Annotated in this window: 17 protein-coding genes; 6 read left to right on the forward strand and 11 right to left on the reverse strand. The window is 42.4% G+C overall.

From position 1 onward, the window contains the following. Positions 1 to 50: 50 nt before the first annotated feature. Complete coding sequence (locus tag J7J00_RS12900) at positions 51 to 215, reverse strand: YvrJ family protein (RefSeq protein WP_230300468.1); 165 nt, start codon at positions 213 to 215, stop codon at positions 51 to 53. A 156-nt stretch (positions 216 to 371) separates the two neighbouring features. On the opposite strand from J7J00_RS12900, the gene J7J00_RS12905 reads away from it, so the two are divergent. Both J7J00_RS12905 and J7J00_RS12910 read left to right on the forward strand, forming a co-directional pair. Next, complete coding sequence (locus J7J00_RS12905) at positions 372 to 995, forward strand: sigma-70 family RNA polymerase sigma factor (protein WP_214791132.1); 624 nt, start codon at positions 372 to 374, stop codon at positions 993 to 995. After that, the gene (locus J7J00_RS12910) at positions 988 to 1,206 is read left to right on the forward strand and encodes a hypothetical protein (protein ID WP_081395591.1); all 219 of its coding nucleotides are present in this window, start codon (positions 988 to 990) and stop codon (positions 1,204 to 1,206) included. The genes J7J00_RS12905 and J7J00_RS12910 overlap by 8 nt, the downstream gene beginning before the upstream one ends. A 53-nt stretch (positions 1,207 to 1,259) precedes the next feature. Here the strand turns inward: J7J00_RS12910 and J7J00_RS12915 are convergent, their stop codons facing one another. From J7J00_RS12915 to J7J00_RS12925, 3 genes are all read right to left on the reverse strand, one after another. After that, positions 1,260 to 3,629 carry a penicillin acylase family protein gene (locus tag J7J00_RS12915; RefSeq protein WP_214791451.1) on the reverse strand — a complete coding sequence of 790 codons (2,370 nt, stop codon included), beginning with the start codon at positions 3,627 to 3,629 and terminating at the stop codon, positions 1,260 to 1,262. Between the two features lie 296 nt (positions 3,630 to 3,925). Next, a complete protein-coding gene (locus J7J00_RS12920) occupies positions 3,926 to 4,363 on the reverse strand; it encodes a hypothetical protein (RefSeq protein ID WP_214791133.1) in 438 nt (145 codons plus the stop codon). Positions 4,364 to 4,540: 177 nt separating this feature from the next. Next, positions 4,541 to 5,404 carry an STAS domain-containing protein gene (locus tag J7J00_RS12925; protein ID WP_214791135.1) on the reverse strand — a complete coding sequence of 288 codons (864 nt, stop codon included), beginning with the start codon at positions 5,402 to 5,404 and terminating at the stop codon, positions 4,541 to 4,543. A 144-nt stretch (positions 5,405 to 5,548) separates the two neighbouring features. On the opposite strand from J7J00_RS12925, the gene J7J00_RS12930 reads away from it, so the two are divergent. After that, positions 5,549 to 5,692 (forward strand): hypothetical protein, encoded by a 144-nt coding sequence (locus J7J00_RS12930; RefSeq protein ID WP_179086062.1) that lies wholly within the window; start codon positions 5,549 to 5,551, stop codon positions 5,690 to 5,692. 106 nt (positions 5,693 to 5,798) lie between these two features. Here the strand turns inward: J7J00_RS12930 and J7J00_RS12935 are convergent, their stop codons facing one another. From J7J00_RS12935 to J7J00_RS12950, 4 genes are all read right to left on the reverse strand, one after another. Then, complete coding sequence (locus J7J00_RS12935; RefSeq protein ID WP_214791136.1) at positions 5,799 to 6,128, reverse strand: hypothetical protein; 330 nt, start codon at positions 6,126 to 6,128, stop codon at positions 5,799 to 5,801. A 103-nt stretch (positions 6,129 to 6,231) separates the two neighbouring features. Then, positions 6,232 to 7,422: an MFS transporter gene (locus J7J00_RS12940; protein ID WP_214791138.1), complete on the reverse strand. Its 1,191-nt coding sequence runs from the start codon at positions 7,420 to 7,422 to the stop codon at positions 6,232 to 6,234. A gap of 148 nt (positions 7,423 to 7,570) precedes the next feature. Further along, entirely contained in the window at positions 7,571 to 8,890 is a 1,320-nt protein-coding gene (locus tag J7J00_RS12945) for an APC family permease (protein ID WP_214791140.1), read from the reverse strand. 374 nt (positions 8,891 to 9,264) lie between these two features. Next, positions 9,265 to 10,092 (reverse strand): undecaprenyl-diphosphate phosphatase, encoded by an 828-nt coding sequence (locus J7J00_RS12950; RefSeq protein WP_286201324.1) that lies wholly within the window; start codon positions 10,090 to 10,092, stop codon positions 9,265 to 9,267. A gap of 153 nt (positions 10,093 to 10,245) precedes the next feature. Here J7J00_RS12950 and J7J00_RS12955 point away from each other — a divergent pair, with 153 nt between their 5' ends. Further along, complete coding sequence (locus J7J00_RS12955; RefSeq protein ID WP_214791142.1) at positions 10,246 to 10,989, forward strand: glycerophosphodiester phosphodiesterase; 744 nt, start codon at positions 10,246 to 10,248, stop codon at positions 10,987 to 10,989. A 59-nt stretch (positions 10,990 to 11,048) separates the two neighbouring features. Here J7J00_RS12955 and J7J00_RS12960 read toward each other — a convergent pair whose 3' ends face one another. Beyond that, positions 11,049 to 11,258, reverse strand: coding sequence for an alpha/beta-type small acid-soluble spore protein (locus J7J00_RS12960; RefSeq protein ID WP_076368100.1), 210 nt, complete (start codon positions 11,256 to 11,258; stop codon positions 11,049 to 11,051). Between the two features lie 164 nt (positions 11,259 to 11,422). Here J7J00_RS12960 and J7J00_RS12965 point away from each other — a divergent pair, with 164 nt between their 5' ends. Together J7J00_RS12965 and J7J00_RS12970 are read left to right on the forward strand one after the other, a co-directional pair. Beyond that, positions 11,423 to 12,709 carry a glycoside hydrolase family 18 protein gene (locus J7J00_RS12965; protein ID WP_214791144.1) on the forward strand — a complete coding sequence of 429 codons (1,287 nt, stop codon included), beginning with the start codon at positions 11,423 to 11,425 and terminating at the stop codon, positions 12,707 to 12,709. 244 nt (positions 12,710 to 12,953) lie between these two features. After that, positions 12,954 to 13,946, forward strand: coding sequence for a potassium channel family protein (locus tag J7J00_RS12970; protein WP_214791146.1), 993 nt, complete (start codon positions 12,954 to 12,956; stop codon positions 13,944 to 13,946). Here the strand turns inward: J7J00_RS12970 and J7J00_RS12975 are convergent. Next, entirely contained in the window at positions 13,943 to 14,347 is a 405-nt protein-coding gene (locus tag J7J00_RS12975) for a YugN-like family protein (protein WP_098371426.1), read from the reverse strand. The genes J7J00_RS12970 and J7J00_RS12975 overlap by 4 nt on opposite strands. A gap of 219 nt (positions 14,348 to 14,566) precedes the next feature. Beyond that, positions 14,567 to 15,913, reverse strand: a complete 1,347-nt coding sequence (locus J7J00_RS12980) for a glucose-6-phosphate isomerase (RefSeq protein WP_192206897.1) — start codon at positions 15,911 to 15,913, stop codon at positions 14,567 to 14,569. Positions 15,914 to 15,989: the final 76 nt, after the last annotated feature.

Raw genomic sequence — 15,989 nt, forward strand, 5'->3', positions numbered from 1 at the left:
AATAGAATCCGAAATTCGGTGTTTATCACCTGGCACATTACGTCCTGAGGTTATCGTCTTTTCGTTTTATGAGCGGACTTTTTTAAGTTCTCTACGTCCGTTGTCAGTTCTTTTAATTGTTTACCGAAGCGGAAGAGCAAAAACATAGAAACGACGAATGGATAGCCAAATTCGCTAACTAATGAAACCCACACACTAGCATCCTCAATCATCATCCTCTTCACCCCTTTTCTTGTATCTGATATCTAAAGTGAAACTTGTTTAAAAAAATCAATCTAGCACTATTGATTCATGGAAAAAAGAACGAATGTTCCTATATAATTGATTTATTCCCCTTGTCTATCACTTTATTAATAAAAGGAGGGATAACAATGAACCAATTAACTTCTCATTTTTTTTCTCATTCATTGGAGTTTCTGCAGCAACAGTACTCATCTTTCTTTGCACAACCGATCATTCAAGTATTTTTACAAAACCCAGAGCATTTAAAGATTTTCACTGAAACTCTTGATTCCCCTTCTTCCCACAACATTGATCATCTCAACGAGACTTTCAAAATTTTCTATTACCGGGCTAAAGTATACAAATACATGTGCTCCTTAATTTACTTTTTCTCTGTTGATTTTGATAAAAGGGCACGGAAGCAGCGGGAACGCTATCGAATGGTACTTGATGCGACACCAAGGGATACTGGCGGATTGATCGATCTAATCGGCACCTTGGACGTTCAGCTTGAAAAGATGGGGGAAACGAATGAACTTGCTTCACACATAAGTGATGAAGAGATGATAAAAGCCTTGAAGAAGTTAACAGCCAAACAAAGCTTGGTATTGACCATGATTTTTTCCTACGGCCTATCCAACAAGGAAATTGCTGCCTATTTCCATGAGTCGCCACAGAATATCTCAAGCATCCGTAAACAAGCTCTAAAAAAACTTCGAAAGCACTATATGGATGAGGTATATGTTAGAAAGGAGAAAAGCCATTGTGGATAAAAAACTGTCAAAAGAAGAATTGTTGGATCTTATAGACTCTTTGAATCCTAAAATAAAAAAATCGTTAAAAAACACGAACTATCAAGACCGAAATGATCTGGAGCAAGAAATTAAACTCAAGATCATTGAATCATATGAAAAAATCGCAGCAATCGAGGCCCCTAATTTTGAGGAGTTCCTTGCAGAATTCTTTACTAAGCAAAAACAATGAAAAAGTACCAAGTCCAGAGCAAGGATGCTGGACTTGGTATTTTTTTCTGAATATCAGTATGATGGTTTCAATGTCAGCTTATCACCTTTTGGATCATCCATTGTGGTCTTGTGATAAGTACCTTCTGCCCAATCATCAAGCTGATCATGGTACCACTTACTTTTAACGTTACCTGATTGACCCGGGCCAACGAGGTGATATCCTTGATTCATGTCGGCTAGGTCGATGACGAATCTCCAGGAGCCACCGTGATTAACGGTTCCATCATCTAAAAATGCCGCCGCCTGTACGGTGACACTGCTGCCGCCTACCGGTATTCCGCCCCCGCTGTTAAATAAATAATTTAACGGGGTGACATTCGATAGCGGGTGGTTAAACCTGACCTGATGATAGTCCCCCCATTCCCAATCAGCTATATCGTCACCTTGTGATTCTTCAAGATCCGTTAACGTCATCTGTAACGACTTGGCAAGCACCTGCTCAAGTCCGCCTGCCTCTTCAATCCAAGGGCCCGGTTTACCGTCCAGCGCCCGCCTTAGTAGTTCATCAACGGCCGAACGCCTTCCATTAAAGAGGTTGAGGGTTTCCTCCGGTATTTCTTCCGTAAGCAGAACATCCCCTATTTTTTTCATCCAGACATTGAAAATCATCGGGGCCGCTTCATCAACGGAATCAATATGATTCCATTTCTTCAGAAGCGTTAGTGCCTGGTCTTCCTGTTTCCCCGATGGACCTTTCAATACATCCACGAATTGAGGAACAAACTCCTTGGCTTGCAAATTCACCTTATCCATCTGCAGGCTTTGCATATCCTCGGCCGTAAGCTTTTTATTGGCTTTTAAAAACTCCTGTATCCTCATCTGACGGTACGGCTGTGCCCAGTTATTGCTGATGTGGTAAGGGTAATCATCCGAGATGACTTTATTATTCGCTGTCGAAATGAATCCCTCTTCCGGATTCACCGTTTTTGGAAGTTCATCAAAGGGAATAAAGCCTTTCCACTCAAATTCATCCGTCCAGCCAGGTACAGGCAGCATACTATCGCCCTTTTTCCGGATTGGGATTTTCCCATTCGCCTTATAGGCAATGGTCCCATCAGCTGAGGCAAAGACGAAATTCTGTGCCGGCGTTTCGAATTTCAAGAGGGCCTTTTCGAATTCTTTCCAGCTTCCCGCTTTATTCATATTCAGTACCGCTTCAAGCTCGGCGGATGGATCAAGTGCCGTCCACCTTAATGCAAGCACGGTATCTTTTCCGCTTTTCCCGGCAAACTCGGAGACCACAGGTCCATGGCGGGTAACCGTCACTTGATAGTCAAGTGTCTTACCATCCTTCACCTTGATGGGTTCGTCCAAGATATCGGCTTTTTCCCATTTACCTTTGTAGGAGAATTCTCTCTCGTTTTCCGGGTTTCTCCTCTCGATATACAGATCCTGAACATCCGGACCGGTATTGGTCACACCCCAAGCGACCTTTTCGTTATGACCTAGTATGATTCCCGGAATCCCGGCAAAAATAACACCGCTCACATTGACTGAGGGGGCCTCCAAATGCATTTGATACCAAACGGATGGTGTAGCTAATCCCAGATGGGGATCATCCGCCAATAACGGCTGACCGGAATTCGTTTTCTTGCCTGAAACGACCCAATTATTGCTGCCATTGAATTCGTAAGGAATAACGGCCCCGGCAAAACTTTTTTCAATATCCAGTTCTTCCTTGCTGATGATATATGGAGCGTTCTTTGGATAATCAGGAAATAAATCATATGCTTTTTCCTTTGGGAACGTTTGCAGCAAATAGTGCCTAAACGCCTGATCCTCCCAGTTCCCTCCTAAATCAAAGGCCATATATTTACCGATGGTCAGCGAGTCGACGGGTGTCCAAGGCTCTGGTTCGTATCCAAGCAGAGTGAACTCCGCCGGCCACTTCCCATTCTCCTTCAACTCATCGATATAAAGATTTACCCCATCGGCAAACACATCCAAGGCTTCTTTCCCGTCACTTGAATATGCTGCATAAGAGGCTTCAGCCGCACGCCTCAAGCCAAGTGTGCGGAAATACTTATCATTTTTGACGGTTTTCTCACCAGTCACTTCGCTCAATCTTCCTGACGCCTGACGCCTGCTTAAATCCATTTGAAATAAGCGGTCCTGTGCTTGGATATACCCTTGGGCTAAATACAAATCATGTTCATTCGCTGCGTTGATATGCGGGACCCCACTTGAATCCCTCACGACCGTAACCGGTTCCAAAAGACCTGGAAGCGATATTTCCCCCTTTGTTTCCGGCAAGGACCTTGAAAGAAATACATTTGCAGCTATCAAAACGGACAGCAAAAGAATAATCAGGATACCAAAACTCCATAGCGCACGCTTTCTCCACTTCCGTTTTGGCTTTTGCTGAGGTATGGCAACTTCCATCGCTTCATCTTCCTCTCCCCTTAAAACTCTCTTTCTTTCTATTTTAGATATTCCGCGTTTATCCCCATCTTTCCTACCAACTTCCTTCCATTCTCTCTTTTTATTTCCGAAAGGTTGGAAAGGCGCAAGGTCGGACTTTACTAGCACAAGGACGGATTATTCCGAGCAAGGTGGAATTACTGCCGCTTAAAGTCGAATCATCCCGCTTATAGCCGAATTACTGCCGCAAAATTGCATGATAAACTTTGAATCAAATGCAAAAACACCGATACAATGTATCGATGTGACAGGGGATGCTAGCTATTTGCAAGAATGTATTCAATCACTTTATCTGCATCGTCTGTATAAAAGAGAGCTTTATCAAAGTCATGGGCCGCCTTCGTCTCGGCTTCCATGTATTCAATCGGGGAGAGGAGACCAAAGAGCCTCTTCCATTTATGAGTTTTCTCCAGAAGTTTTCTTTCCCTTTTTATATCCTCTGGTATGAATTCATTAATGATAAAACACGGGTCAGAAAATGAAGGGTCCTGAAAACGTTCGTTCAAGGCTCGCAATTTATCCCGATCCCATTCCACCCTCACCAAGTCCGATATGACCGAGACATTTTGGACCGAGTCGAGGATGCGTTTGGACAAAACATCATATTCTTCATCCTCCAACCCTTTATCCGTCATGATTCCTACACAATACCATTTTTCGTTATGATCAGGTTCTTCACTTTTCTTGAAAAACACTCTTCATCCACCTTCCTTACACGCTTTACATGTCCTATTTAATACAAATGTAAATCAACATGTCTGCCCACGTCATTTCACTATAACATGGAGAAATAGCGATGGACAAAATATGAGAGCTGCAGGAATGTTAGCCTGACATAGAAAAAAAAGATACCCTGAAAAAGGATACCTCCATCATACTGGCTGAAGAGCCAGTCCTCTTTGTTTAAACAGATATTCCAGAGCCTGCCTGAACGATAGAAAGGCTTTTACCCGGTTTGCAAAATCAAGTTTGACGATCTCTTTCACGACATCAGGGGTAAAGCCGACGAAGATCGTTTCCGTACCCATCAACGCCAGTGCCCCCACTAATTGATCCAGCAGGGAGAGCATATTGCTTTCCTTCTTAAAGGTAATTCCAGAGAAGTCCATGATCAATACTTCCGCATGCAAATCTGCACATTTTTGCAGTACAGTCGATTGCATCGACTCCATTCTCCAATCGTCAATCCTTCCGATCAATGGCAAGAGCAGCACATCCTTTAATACGGTCTGAACGATCGGGGTGGACAGTTCTTCCATGACTTCTTGGTTTTCTTTTATCTTCTGCAAAGAATCGTTTGCCATTTGCGCCATTTCTTTGTAATGATTCACGTAACTGATACTCACACAGTGTATGAATTGGTCCAGGATTGCATCTATTATCGAGCTTGCCTTTAGCAGAATTTCAATGGAGTAATAGCGATTGCTTACCTCTTCTTCAATGAAACTCCAGAAAAGATTGCGTATCGCTTGAGCTTCCTCAATATTCTTATCTAAAGGAATGCCCATATCCACGATGCGCTTACCTATTTCCATACCCGTTATTTTCATACTTTCCATCGCTTGTGCCTTTCCATGAATCAAGGCATCTGCATGTATTTGAATAAGCTTTGACCGTACCTCTTTACTCGTTTCAAAATCATAGAGCGGTTCCTCTTCTTCAAACAACTCGATATGTTCCACTAAGATATATTTAAATTTTTCAATTTTTTCACCGATCATTCTTAATTCTTCCATATGGACCTCCCATACAGGGCTTTTATACATTTTATCAAATAATGAATGGTTAAGGATATAAAATCCTTCTATTACCAATATGATAATAGACGTTTACCCTTTTCTACATTAGGGTATTATGATATATGACTTGGAGGGAATATCATGAAAAAAGATCAACAAGACTTTGAATCTGAAAACATGAGCGATTTAGTCGAACTCATAAACAGTAAAAATAACAGCCGCCGAATCTTGGATGTACTTCGGCGTAATAAAAAGGATAAAAGTAAAACCAAAGATAAAAAATGAAAAAGCCCAGTCCAATACGGTCTGGGTTTTTGAGTGGATAAAAATAAAGAGCTGAGTTGCTTTATGATGCAAACCCAGCTCTTCCGTCATTAAATATTGATTGCCTCTACCTTTTTCTCTGGATTTCCTTCACATGGTTCCCTTCAGTAGTAATATAGACTGTTTCACCAATTTTGTATGTTAAATAACGATCACAATCAATTTCCAACGTTTTCCCATTGTTGAATTTCATTGCGCAATTGGATCCCTCTTCGGTTTCCGTCACATCAATGACTTCGTTCGTCTTAAAACCGACTGCCTTGCCATCAGAGAAATGAGGATAGTATTTTTCAACGATCTCCACCTTTTCCAATCTGCCCGGACTTGTTAAGTATACAACGAATAATATAATTAAAACGGCTATTAACCCAATGAGAATTACTGCTTTTCGTTTCACTCTATCTATTACCCTCTTCTCTTATCAATCTATTATTCAATATCCATTTTCACTAGATTATATTCAGGATTCCGGAAAAACATGATAGAAAAGATCATTTTATTTAAACGGTTTTCACTTTTCCAGCCATCATTGCACAAACGGCAGCCAGGATGATCAGAATGGATACAGCCGAGATGACCCCTCCCCAGCCGAACTTCATCAGGAATAAACCGCCTGATGCCCCCACTACACTTGATCCCGCATAGTAAAACAGGAGATATAAAGCGGACGCTTGTGCCTTTTCACTCTTATCGGCCAACCTTCCGACCCAGCTGCTCGCAATTGAATGAGCTCCAAAAAAACCAAATGTAAACAATGCAAGCCCCATTATTTTAAGCAAAAGCGGATTTAATAAGGTTAAAAGGGCACCCATCAGCATGATAGCTATTCCGATAAGAAGTATATGCCTCCGACCATATTGATCGGCAAGCTTCCCCATCCATGTGGAACTGAATGTCCCCACAAGATAAATAATGAATATGAAGCCTATCAATGTTTGTGATAAATGGTATGGCGGTCCCATTAAAGGTATGCCCACAAAGTTATAGACGGTAACGAACGAGCCCATTAATAGGAAGGCCATGCAGAATAAGAGTACTAGTCTGCCATTCCTTAAGTTATTAATAATGGAGTTTTTGATTCTCGAAAATGAGGCCCCTACGCGGATGGCATGCTGCGAAGGCGGAAGCATCCACCAAAAGGCCAGACTGATGATCAAACTTAAAGCCCCAAGGCTTCCAATCGCTATGTTCCATGAGAAATGGTCGGTCAGCACCCCGACAATCAGCCTGCCTGCCAATCCGCCGATACTCGAACCACTCACATAGATCCCCATCACATAGCCCAGGCTTTTCGGATGAAATTCTTCATTGATATAGGCCATCGCAATTGCCGGGAAACCTGCAAGCACCGCTCCTTGAATTGCCCGTATTGCGATAAGGATGTATAGGTCATCCTGGATGAAGCTGACGCATATGGATAGCAATGCAGACAGAGTGAGCGCCGTCCCCATTATTTTTTTCCTATCGATATTTTCTGAGAAAAAGGAAACAAGCAATAAGCAGATGGCAAGCGTTCCTGTTGCGAAAGATAATGTAAGACTTGCCATTGCAGGAGAGACTCCGAATTGCTTTGCGAAAACCGGAATGACCGGTTGGGTACTATACAGATCCGCAAACGTTACAAAGCTACCAAGAAATAAAGCCAAGATTGTTTTCCTGAATGATTTACCAGCAGGCTCGATATAATTCACTTTTGTTCAGACCCTTCACTATTTAACTTTCCCCCTATGTTAATACGAACTTCCCGAGTTGTCTATTTCGCCACTTTTGTCCAAAGGGAAAGTTTCGTTCCAGCAATTTTAAAAAAACCCTTCACTGCATGCAGTGAAGGGTTTTTCATTAATATGAACGTTTATCATCCCGCTCACTTTTTTTAAGGAGCCAGTACACTGGCATTCCTATAATGAGGATGATCACTGAGTACAGGGCATTTAAAGGTGTTTGGATTAATGTGCTTAAAACAATATATATTGCACCAGCAATCGCCACGATGGGGATGAATGGGTAAAATGGTACTTTATAAGTTTTTGCATCCGGATCTTTTCTGCGTAAGATGAAGACCGCAAAGAAGGCTAATCCATAAAAGCAGAAGACAGAGAATACGGCCATATTGGTAAGTTTGTCAGGGTCTGTTGCAACCATCATGATGATTGCAATGATCACTTGTAATATCGTCGCATTTATAGGCGTTTTGAACTTGGGCGATATTTTTCCGATTTGTTTATGGCCTGGCATCATTTTATCAGTCGCCATCGCCAAGGTAATGCGCGGAAAGGTCAAAAGCTTTCCGTTCAAGCAACCGAAGATTGAAATCGCAATTCCGATTGATATCAATTTCCCGCCCAATTCACCGAATAAAAGCGTTGCCGCAACATTCGCTGCATTCGTACCATGAGCTATGACTCCCTCCGCCCCCAATACATGAAGCATGGCAAGGTTCACAGTCAAGTAAGCGACCATGACCACGACTAATCCCGTTATGATTGCCCGCGGCAGCGTTTTCTGCGGGTTTTTCATTTCTCCAGCCATGAAGCCGACATTCATCCAGCCATCATACGCCCAGAGCGTAGCCAAAATCGCACCGGCCATACTGATTTTCATTGAACTTTCACTATCGATATTGAATACAGGCATATCACCTTGTGCGATACCGAACACCGCTATGAAGATGATGGGGATTAATTTGGCAACGGTCGATAATGTTTGGATGATACCGCCGTATTTTGTCCCCAGAAGATTCATGCCTGCTATGAATACGATCGTAAAAATCCCTATCACCAAAGTGTAGCCAGCAATATTAAATATTCCTGCGACTAATAACCCGAAGTATAAACTGAGTGCGCCCATGACTGCAGGTCCATATACCAATGTTTGAACCCAGCCGCATAAGAAACCCCATGCTTTTCCGTACACTTCTTCCATATAGACATATAAGCCTCCCGTTTTAGGGATACGTGTACTCACCTCCGCAATCGTCAACCCGCTTGCAAGGGTAATCAGGCCGCCTATCAGCCAAGCTAATAAGGCCATGGTTGAATTACCGCTTAACTCAAGCACGTCACCAGGTCTCATGAAAATACCAGAACCGATAACTGTACCAACTACAATTGATGTTCCAACCCAAAAGCCAACCGTTTTCTTCAATTGGTCATTTCCCATGTTGTCCTCCCCAGGTGTACACATGTACTTTATTTATACTAAAATTATATCATATAAATTATATGAGAATAGTTTATGAAATCATTTGAATATTACAAAAAATACCCAAGCACGTTGGTATCACTACGCTCAGGGAGCTTTATTACATTTATATTTTTTTTACTAATTATGTCTGAAATTGCATCAAAAACCGAATATTTTTTAATCAAAAAAGGATTTATTGATAATTAACTCGGTAATAACGAATTAAAAACCATAAAACTCAATTATCATTCGTAATGAATTTTCTGGGATTCCAGCTTTTTTTCGGCCAAAAAAAAAGCCACCCCGAATCAACGGGGTGGCTCCTCTCCTATTTCACGCTTCATTTCGTATTACCAAATAATGAATAGAAGCACAACCGCCAAGACGATCCGGTAAATGGCAAAAGGAGTCAATTTAACTTTATTGATTAAAATCAAGAAAAAGCGGATACAGAATAACGCAAAGATAAATGCACTGATGAAACCTGCAATAAAGAATGGCAGAACTTCAGGCGTGAAGAACTCCCAGTATTTCACGATTTTCAAAAGACTGGCACCAGCCATGATCGGCACTGCCATGATGAACGTGAAATCGGAAGCAGCGCGATAGCTCATTCCTAAAAGCACTCCTCCGGAAATGGTTGAACCTGAACGCGAGAATCCCGGCCACAATGACAAACATTGAATTAACCCTACACCGAAAGCTTGTTTATAAGTGATTTGGTCAACCGTTTCTGCAGTCAGTTTTGGACGGAATTTATCCGCAGCAATCATCAATAACGCGCCAAGGAACAATCCGACGATAACCGTCTTCATCGTAAATAAATGTTCATCAATGTAATCTTCGAATAATAGACCTAAAACGCCAGCCGGCAGCAATCCGATGAATATCTTCAATAGGTTAAGCTTTGGTCCCTTCACAGCACCTGTATCTTTCAACTTCCTTAACCCAAGCAAGTCCATGAACCGTCCCCAGAAGAGCACGACGACGGCGAGTATCGAACCAAGCTGGATGACCACCTTAAAGGCATTGGCCACTTCACTCCCGAAGATCTCGGTCGATTTCAACCATAAATCATCAACGATGATCATATGCCCTGTAGACGATACAGGAGCAAACTCAGTTAATCCTTCTACAAGACCAAGGATAACTGCAACAAAAATTTCCCACATATTCATTTTATTCACCTCATATTTCGAACACCTATTTATGGAAATACCATATGTATTTTACTCGTTGTTTAAAATATTGTCTATTAAACATTGCTGAAACAATTCATTGATACATGTATGATAGGGTTCAAGATCAAGTTTAAAGGGGATGTGATGATTTTGCAAAACATACTTATTTTTGCCCATAGGGGGTCCAAGGGGACGCATCCTGAAAATACCATGGCTGCCTTTCAAAAGGCGGCTGAAATAGGTGCCGAAGGGATCGAGTTCGATGTCCATCTCAGTTCTGATGGGGAATTGGTCATCATCCATGACGAAACACTTGATCGAACGACCACCCTTACTGGTTATGTTAAAGAGCATTCGGCACCAAGGCTAAAAATGGCTGATGCTGGGAGCAAGTTTTCCAAGGAATTCCTTGGGGAGCGGATTCCTTTTTTAATGGACGTTTTCGACTGGGCTAAGGGAAATGCTTTATTGATGAATATCGAAATCAAAACGGATAAACTCGCTTACGAAGGAATCGAACAGAAGATCATTGATTTAATTCGTCAATATCAACTGGAAAACCGGGTGATCCTCTCTTCCTTCAACCATGAATCCATTGAAAAAGTGAAGAGGCTTGCCCCAGACATTGAACGTGCATTATTGTTCGAGGGACTTCCTGAAAACTACGAAGAGATCTTACGCGATAAAAAAGAAGCGGGTTTTCATCCAGATAAAAACAGCCTGACCCCGGAAGTTAATGAAAAAGCGAAAAAACTCGGATATACAATCCGGCCTTGGGTCGCCAATGATGAAGCCGACATCGTCAAGCTGGCAGAGTTGGGTGTCGACGTCATCATGACCGATTTCCCTGAAAAGGCAATCAAGATTTTAAAGGCTTGGCAGGCAAATAGCTGAACAATGCGAAAGAGAAGGAGCGATGCCCCTTCTCTTTCAATCCATATTTATTCAATTAATTAACGAGAAAAGTTTGAACCGCCTAATTGTTGTTCAGCCATTTGAACCAAACGTTTTGTGATTTCCCCACCAACAGATCCGTTAGCGCGAGAAGTAGTGTCAGCACCTAGGTTTACACCAAATTCACTAGCGATTTCATTCTTCATTTGTTGAAGGGCTTGTTCTGCACCAGCTACTACTAGTTGATTGCTGTTATTGTTGTTTGCCATGTGTTTTCACCTCCTACTAATATTAATTAGCATTTTAAGCTTAAATTATTATTGCCAATTTATTGAATTTTTTTGATTACGGTCTCTCAATCCTAAGCTCTTTATCATGAATTTCTTTTTATGCTCATAAACTGTTAGGAAACTTTCAGTAGGAGGGAAAAGAATTGCAAATACATGTGGTTAGGCCAGGCCAGACGTTATATGGCATCGCCCAGACATACAGCGTAACCGTTGACAGGCTCGTCGAATCAAATAAGATCCCTAACCCAAATAATCTTGTTTCGGGGCAGGCCCTTGTCATTCCAATCGTCGGCAGTTATTATTTCGTTCAAACGGGTGATAGTTTATATTCGATATCTCAAAAAGTTGATGTCCCTGTTCAAGAATTGGCAAAGATAAATGGCATTTCCGAAAATCAAAACCTATCCGTTGGATACCGGCTCTATATTCCGGCACGAAAGAAAAGGACCGCCGAATTCAACGGTTATGTCGAGCCGCGGGGTACATCGGTTGCACCGGCCCTTGAAACGGCCGCCAGGGAAGCTGGGCCCTATTTAACCTATTTAGCCCCTTTCAGCTTCCAGGCGCTTCGTGACGGCTCCTTAAAGGAGCCTTTGCTCAATGAGTTCCCTGCCATCGCCAGAGAAAATAAAAATGTCCTGATGATGGTGATCACGAATCAGGAAAATGACCAATTCAGCGATGAGCTTGGGCAAATCATTTTAACGAATACTTCCGTTCAGAATAAGTTCCTGAACAATATCGTTACAACGGCAAAGAAATATGGATTCCGCGATATCCACTTTGACTTTGAGTTTTTAAGGCCGGCCGATAAAGAAGCGTATAATCAATTTCTCCGAAAAGCCAAGGAACGATTCAAGAAAGAAGGATGGTTCATTTCCACGGCACTTGCCCCTAAAACAAGTGCTGAGCAAAAAGGCCGTTGGTATGAGGCACATGACTATAAAGCACATGGTGAAATCGTCGACTTCGTTATCATCATGACTTATGAATGGGGATATAGCGGAGGACCGGCAATGGCTGTGTCACCTATTGGACCTGTTCGGGAAGTTCTCGAATATGCCGTCACCGATATTCCCTCAAACAAGATCCTGATGGGGCAGAATCTATATGGCTATGATTGGACCCTGCCTTTTGTACAGGGATCCACTGCCAAGGCTGTGAGTCCGCAGCAGGCCATCCAGATTGCGGCGGCCAATAATGTTGCCATCGAGTATGATGAAACCGCACAGGCCCCGCACTTCAACTATACCGATATAGAGGATAGGCGGCATGAGGTGTGGTTTGAAGATGCCAGATCCATTCAGGCAAAATTCGATTTAATCAAAGAACTGAACCTAAGGGGAATGAGTTATTGGAAGCTCGGCTTAGCCTTCCCTCAAAACTGGTTGCTCATCAGTGATAACTTTAACGTCCGGAGAAGGGTCTAAAAAAAGATGAAGGAATACCGAAACGCAAACCGGCATATAATCAATCATCGAGCATGAAGTCCAGTTCAGGATACGTGACTCAACCATAAAAGCCTTCCGACATCACCGGAGGGCTTTTATCATTTACCCGAAATCGAATGGCAACTTTCCAATATTCATCATTCAAAGTTTGTCTGTTCGCAACCTTATGAGCCAAGCCTTTTTTGACCATACTAAAAGGAACAGCTTAAGGGGTGTGAAAAACATGATTCGAATCGGTCCATTCATCAGCACCGTTCCCAGATTTCCGCGTTTCATCAGATTGCTATCCACCATCGCATTATTTTTACTTTCATTCGGGGTCTTGATACACTTTGTGGAGCCGAAGAGATTCCCTACTTTACTTGATGGCATCTGGTGGGCAATCGTGACTATGTCAACGGTTGGTTACGGAGATTTCACTCCCGTTACAAATCTTGGAAAAGTCATTGGAATGGTCCTCATTTTGTCAGGCGCCGGCCTGATTACCTCTTATTTTGCGTACATTGCAAAGATTTCCATTTCCAATGAGCAGCAATTTCTAACAGGAAAGAAAGTATTCGGCGGCGGCGGTCATATTATCATTGTGGGCTGGAATGGCCGTTCCCAGAGAATCATCCAAAACATTCATGATCGTAAACATCATCAATCCATTGTCCTTATAGATGATACGCTGCAAAAGCACCCGCTTCCAAGAACGAATATCCACTTTATCCAAGGAAAAGCTACATTGGATTCCGTTTTGCAGAAAGCAAATGTAAAACAAGCCATACGCGTCCTGATCACGGCTGACCTTAAGCAAGACGAGCTGCAAACGGATATGTTCTCGATATTAACATTGCTGGCCGTCAAAGGGCTGAATCCTCATGTATATTGTCTTGTGGAAATATTAACGCATGAACAAAAGGAAAATGCTTTACGGGCAGGGGCAGACGGTATCGTGGAAACGAATAAATTTGCGAGTGAATATATGCAGGATTGCTTATCGAAGGGGATCATTGCGGAAGCCGAAGAGCAAAAAGAGCGGGATGGTTTGAACATCAAGCAGCTGCCCGTCCAGGAGGACTGGCATGAATTGACGTTTAAACAGTTGAACGTTAAGCTATTCGATCAAGACATTTTATTGGTCGGCATCATTTCAGGAGGCAAGACATTGATCAAGCCCCCTGGAGATGTAATCATACATCGTGATGACACCTTGCTCATCATTGAAGATTAATGTAATAAAAGCTTTTCCAAATCACGGACAAGCGCTTTTCCTAATGAAATATAGTTTTCCGGAAATTCGGCATCCGGATCTTCAGGCTCAGCAAACTGATTGAAGGAAGCGGAGAGGTTTCCGATATTTCCTTCATCATCCATCCCGTCCTCGTACTTATGAGATAACAAAAACGGTTGTAATAGTTCGACCATTACCCCATCCTTATCGAGTGAACCATCAACAGCCTTGAAAGGGACTCGCAAGAATTGGTAGCCATCACTGCCATCAATCTTATAATCAAAAGACCCATGGTCATAATCCCATCCCCCGCCTATTACATATCCTTCTGGTTTTAACTTCGTCTCCAGATCGAACAAACCGAATGTTTTCCCTTCCAACTGAGAAGAAATTTTAATCATTGTATAAAACCTCTTTCGCTAATTTTCTATTAGCTTAACCAAAGTGCCTTAAAAAAACCGAGAATGCCTCGATTGTTCCCTCGATTGGCGAAAGGAATTTGGCTTCCAAACCACCCTTATGAGTTCCTCTCTCTTCGTCGCTTCCTTGATGACACTGCTTTAACTTTCAACAAAAAAAGGCATCAAGCAGGATGTTATTCCTGCTTGATGCCTTTTATATTATAAGCGCTGTTCGAGCTCCGCTTTTTTCTTTTCATAGCCCGGCTTTCCTAAAAGAGCAAACATGTTCACCTTATAGGCTTCCACTCCAGGCTGATCAAATGGATTTACACCAAGTAAGTATCCGCTCATTGCACAAGCTTTCTCGAAGAAATATACAAGGTAGCCAAAAGTATAAGCATCAAGCTGCGGAACCGTTACGATCAGGTTGGGAACGCCACCGTCCGTATGGGCTAACAGCGTACCCTCAAATGCTTTATCATTCACGAATTGCACCGTTTTACCTGATAGGTAATTCAGGCCATCCAAGTCATTGGCCGCTTCTTCAATCAAGATTTCATGACGGGCCTTTTCCACTTTGATGACTGTTTCAAAAAGATCACGCCGTCCTTCCTGAACATACTGCCCTAATGAATGCAGGTCAGTCGAGAAGTTAGCCGATGAAGGGAATATCCCTTTTTGATCCTTTCCTTCACTTTCCCCAAATAATTGTTTCCACCACTCAGAGAAGTATTGAAGTCCAGGCTCATAGTTTATCAGCATTTCAATCGTTTTTCCTTTATTGTAAAGGATATTTCGAACCGCCGCATATTGGTATGCCTGATTTTCGCCTAACTCGGAAGAACTGAAGTCCACCCTAGCGCGCTCGGCTCCCTCCATGATTTGATCGATATCCGCCCCGCTGACCGCAATCGGAAGCAGCCCTACAGCCGTTAAGACCGAGTAACGTCCGCCAACATCATCAGGAATGACGAAAGTTTGGAAACCTTCCTCCGTCGCTACCGTTTTTAATGCACCCTTCTCTTTATCAGTGGTAGCATAAATGCGGCCCTTAGCTTCTTCAACGCCGTATTTTTGTTCCAGCAGTTTTCTGAAAATCCTGAAGGCCAGTGCAGGCTCCGTGGTCGTACCGGATTTAGAGATGACATTGATCGAGAAATCCCTATTTTCCAATAGGTCCATTACGTCCTGCATATATGTAGAGCTTATATTATTACCCACAAATAAAATTTGCGGTGCATTTCTTTTATCCGATGGTAAAATGTTATAAAAACTATGTTGAAGCATCTCAACTGCTGCCCGCGCTCCCAGATATGATCCACCGATTCCGATAACCAGCAGCACTTCTGAATCTTCTTTTATTTTCGCGGCCGCTTTTTTGATTCTTGAGAACTCTTCTTTATCATAATTGGCGGGTAAATCAAGCCAGCCAAGATATTCATTGCCTGCCCCTGTTTGCTCATGCAGGGAATGGTGTGCCACTTTTACAGCATCCTGTAAATAGGTAATTTCATGCTCCCCGAAAAACGGCAGGGCTTTTGAATAATCGAAACGAATATGGGCCATTCAAATTCCTCCTTGAATTCTTTAGTTTCCCTTTCACTTTATCTGATGTAATTCTCATAATCAAGAAATCGATCAA

Source organism: Bacillus sp. ISL-4 (assembly GCF_018613275.1).
In the GTDB taxonomy this organism is placed as follows: Bacteria; Bacillota; Bacilli; order Bacillales; family DSM-1321; genus Peribacillus; species Peribacillus simplex_E.

Coding starts and splice junctions, on each gene's coding strand:
- J7J00_RS12950 (WP_286201324.1), bottom strand. CDS start 10,092: ATGAATATGTGGGAAATTTTTGTTGCAGTTATCCTTGGTCTTGTAGAA.
- J7J00_RS12915 (WP_214791451.1), bottom strand. CDS start 3,629: ATGGAAGTTGCCATACCTCAGCAAAAGCCAAAACGGAAGTGGAGAAAG.
- J7J00_RS12980 (WP_192206897.1), bottom strand. CDS start 15,913: ATGGCCCATATTCGTTTCGATTATTCAAAAGCCCTGCCGTTTTTCGGG.
- J7J00_RS12970 (WP_214791146.1), top strand. CDS start 12,954: ATGATTCGAATCGGTCCATTCATCAGCACCGTTCCCAGATTTCCGCGT.
- J7J00_RS12900 (WP_230300468.1), bottom strand. CDS start 215: ATGATGATTGAGGATGCTAGTGTGTGGGTTTCATTAGTTAGCGAATTT.
- J7J00_RS12960 (WP_076368100.1), bottom strand. CDS start 11,258: ATGGCAAACAACAATAACAGCAATCAACTAGTAGTAGCTGGTGCAGAA.
- J7J00_RS12925 (WP_214791135.1), bottom strand. CDS start 5,404: ATGGAAGAATTAAGAATGATCGGTGAAAAAATTGAAAAATTTAAATAT.
- J7J00_RS12975 (WP_098371426.1), bottom strand. CDS start 14,347: ATGATTAAAATTTCTTCTCAGTTGGAAGGGAAAACATTCGGTTTGTTC.
- J7J00_RS12945 (WP_214791140.1), bottom strand. CDS start 8,890: ATGGGAAATGACCAATTGAAGAAAACGGTTGGCTTTTGGGTTGGAACA.
- J7J00_RS12930 (WP_179086062.1), top strand. CDS start 5,549: ATGAAAAAAGATCAACAAGACTTTGAATCTGAAAACATGAGCGATTTA.
- J7J00_RS12905 (WP_214791132.1), top strand. CDS start 372: ATGAACCAATTAACTTCTCATTTTTTTTCTCATTCATTGGAGTTTCTG.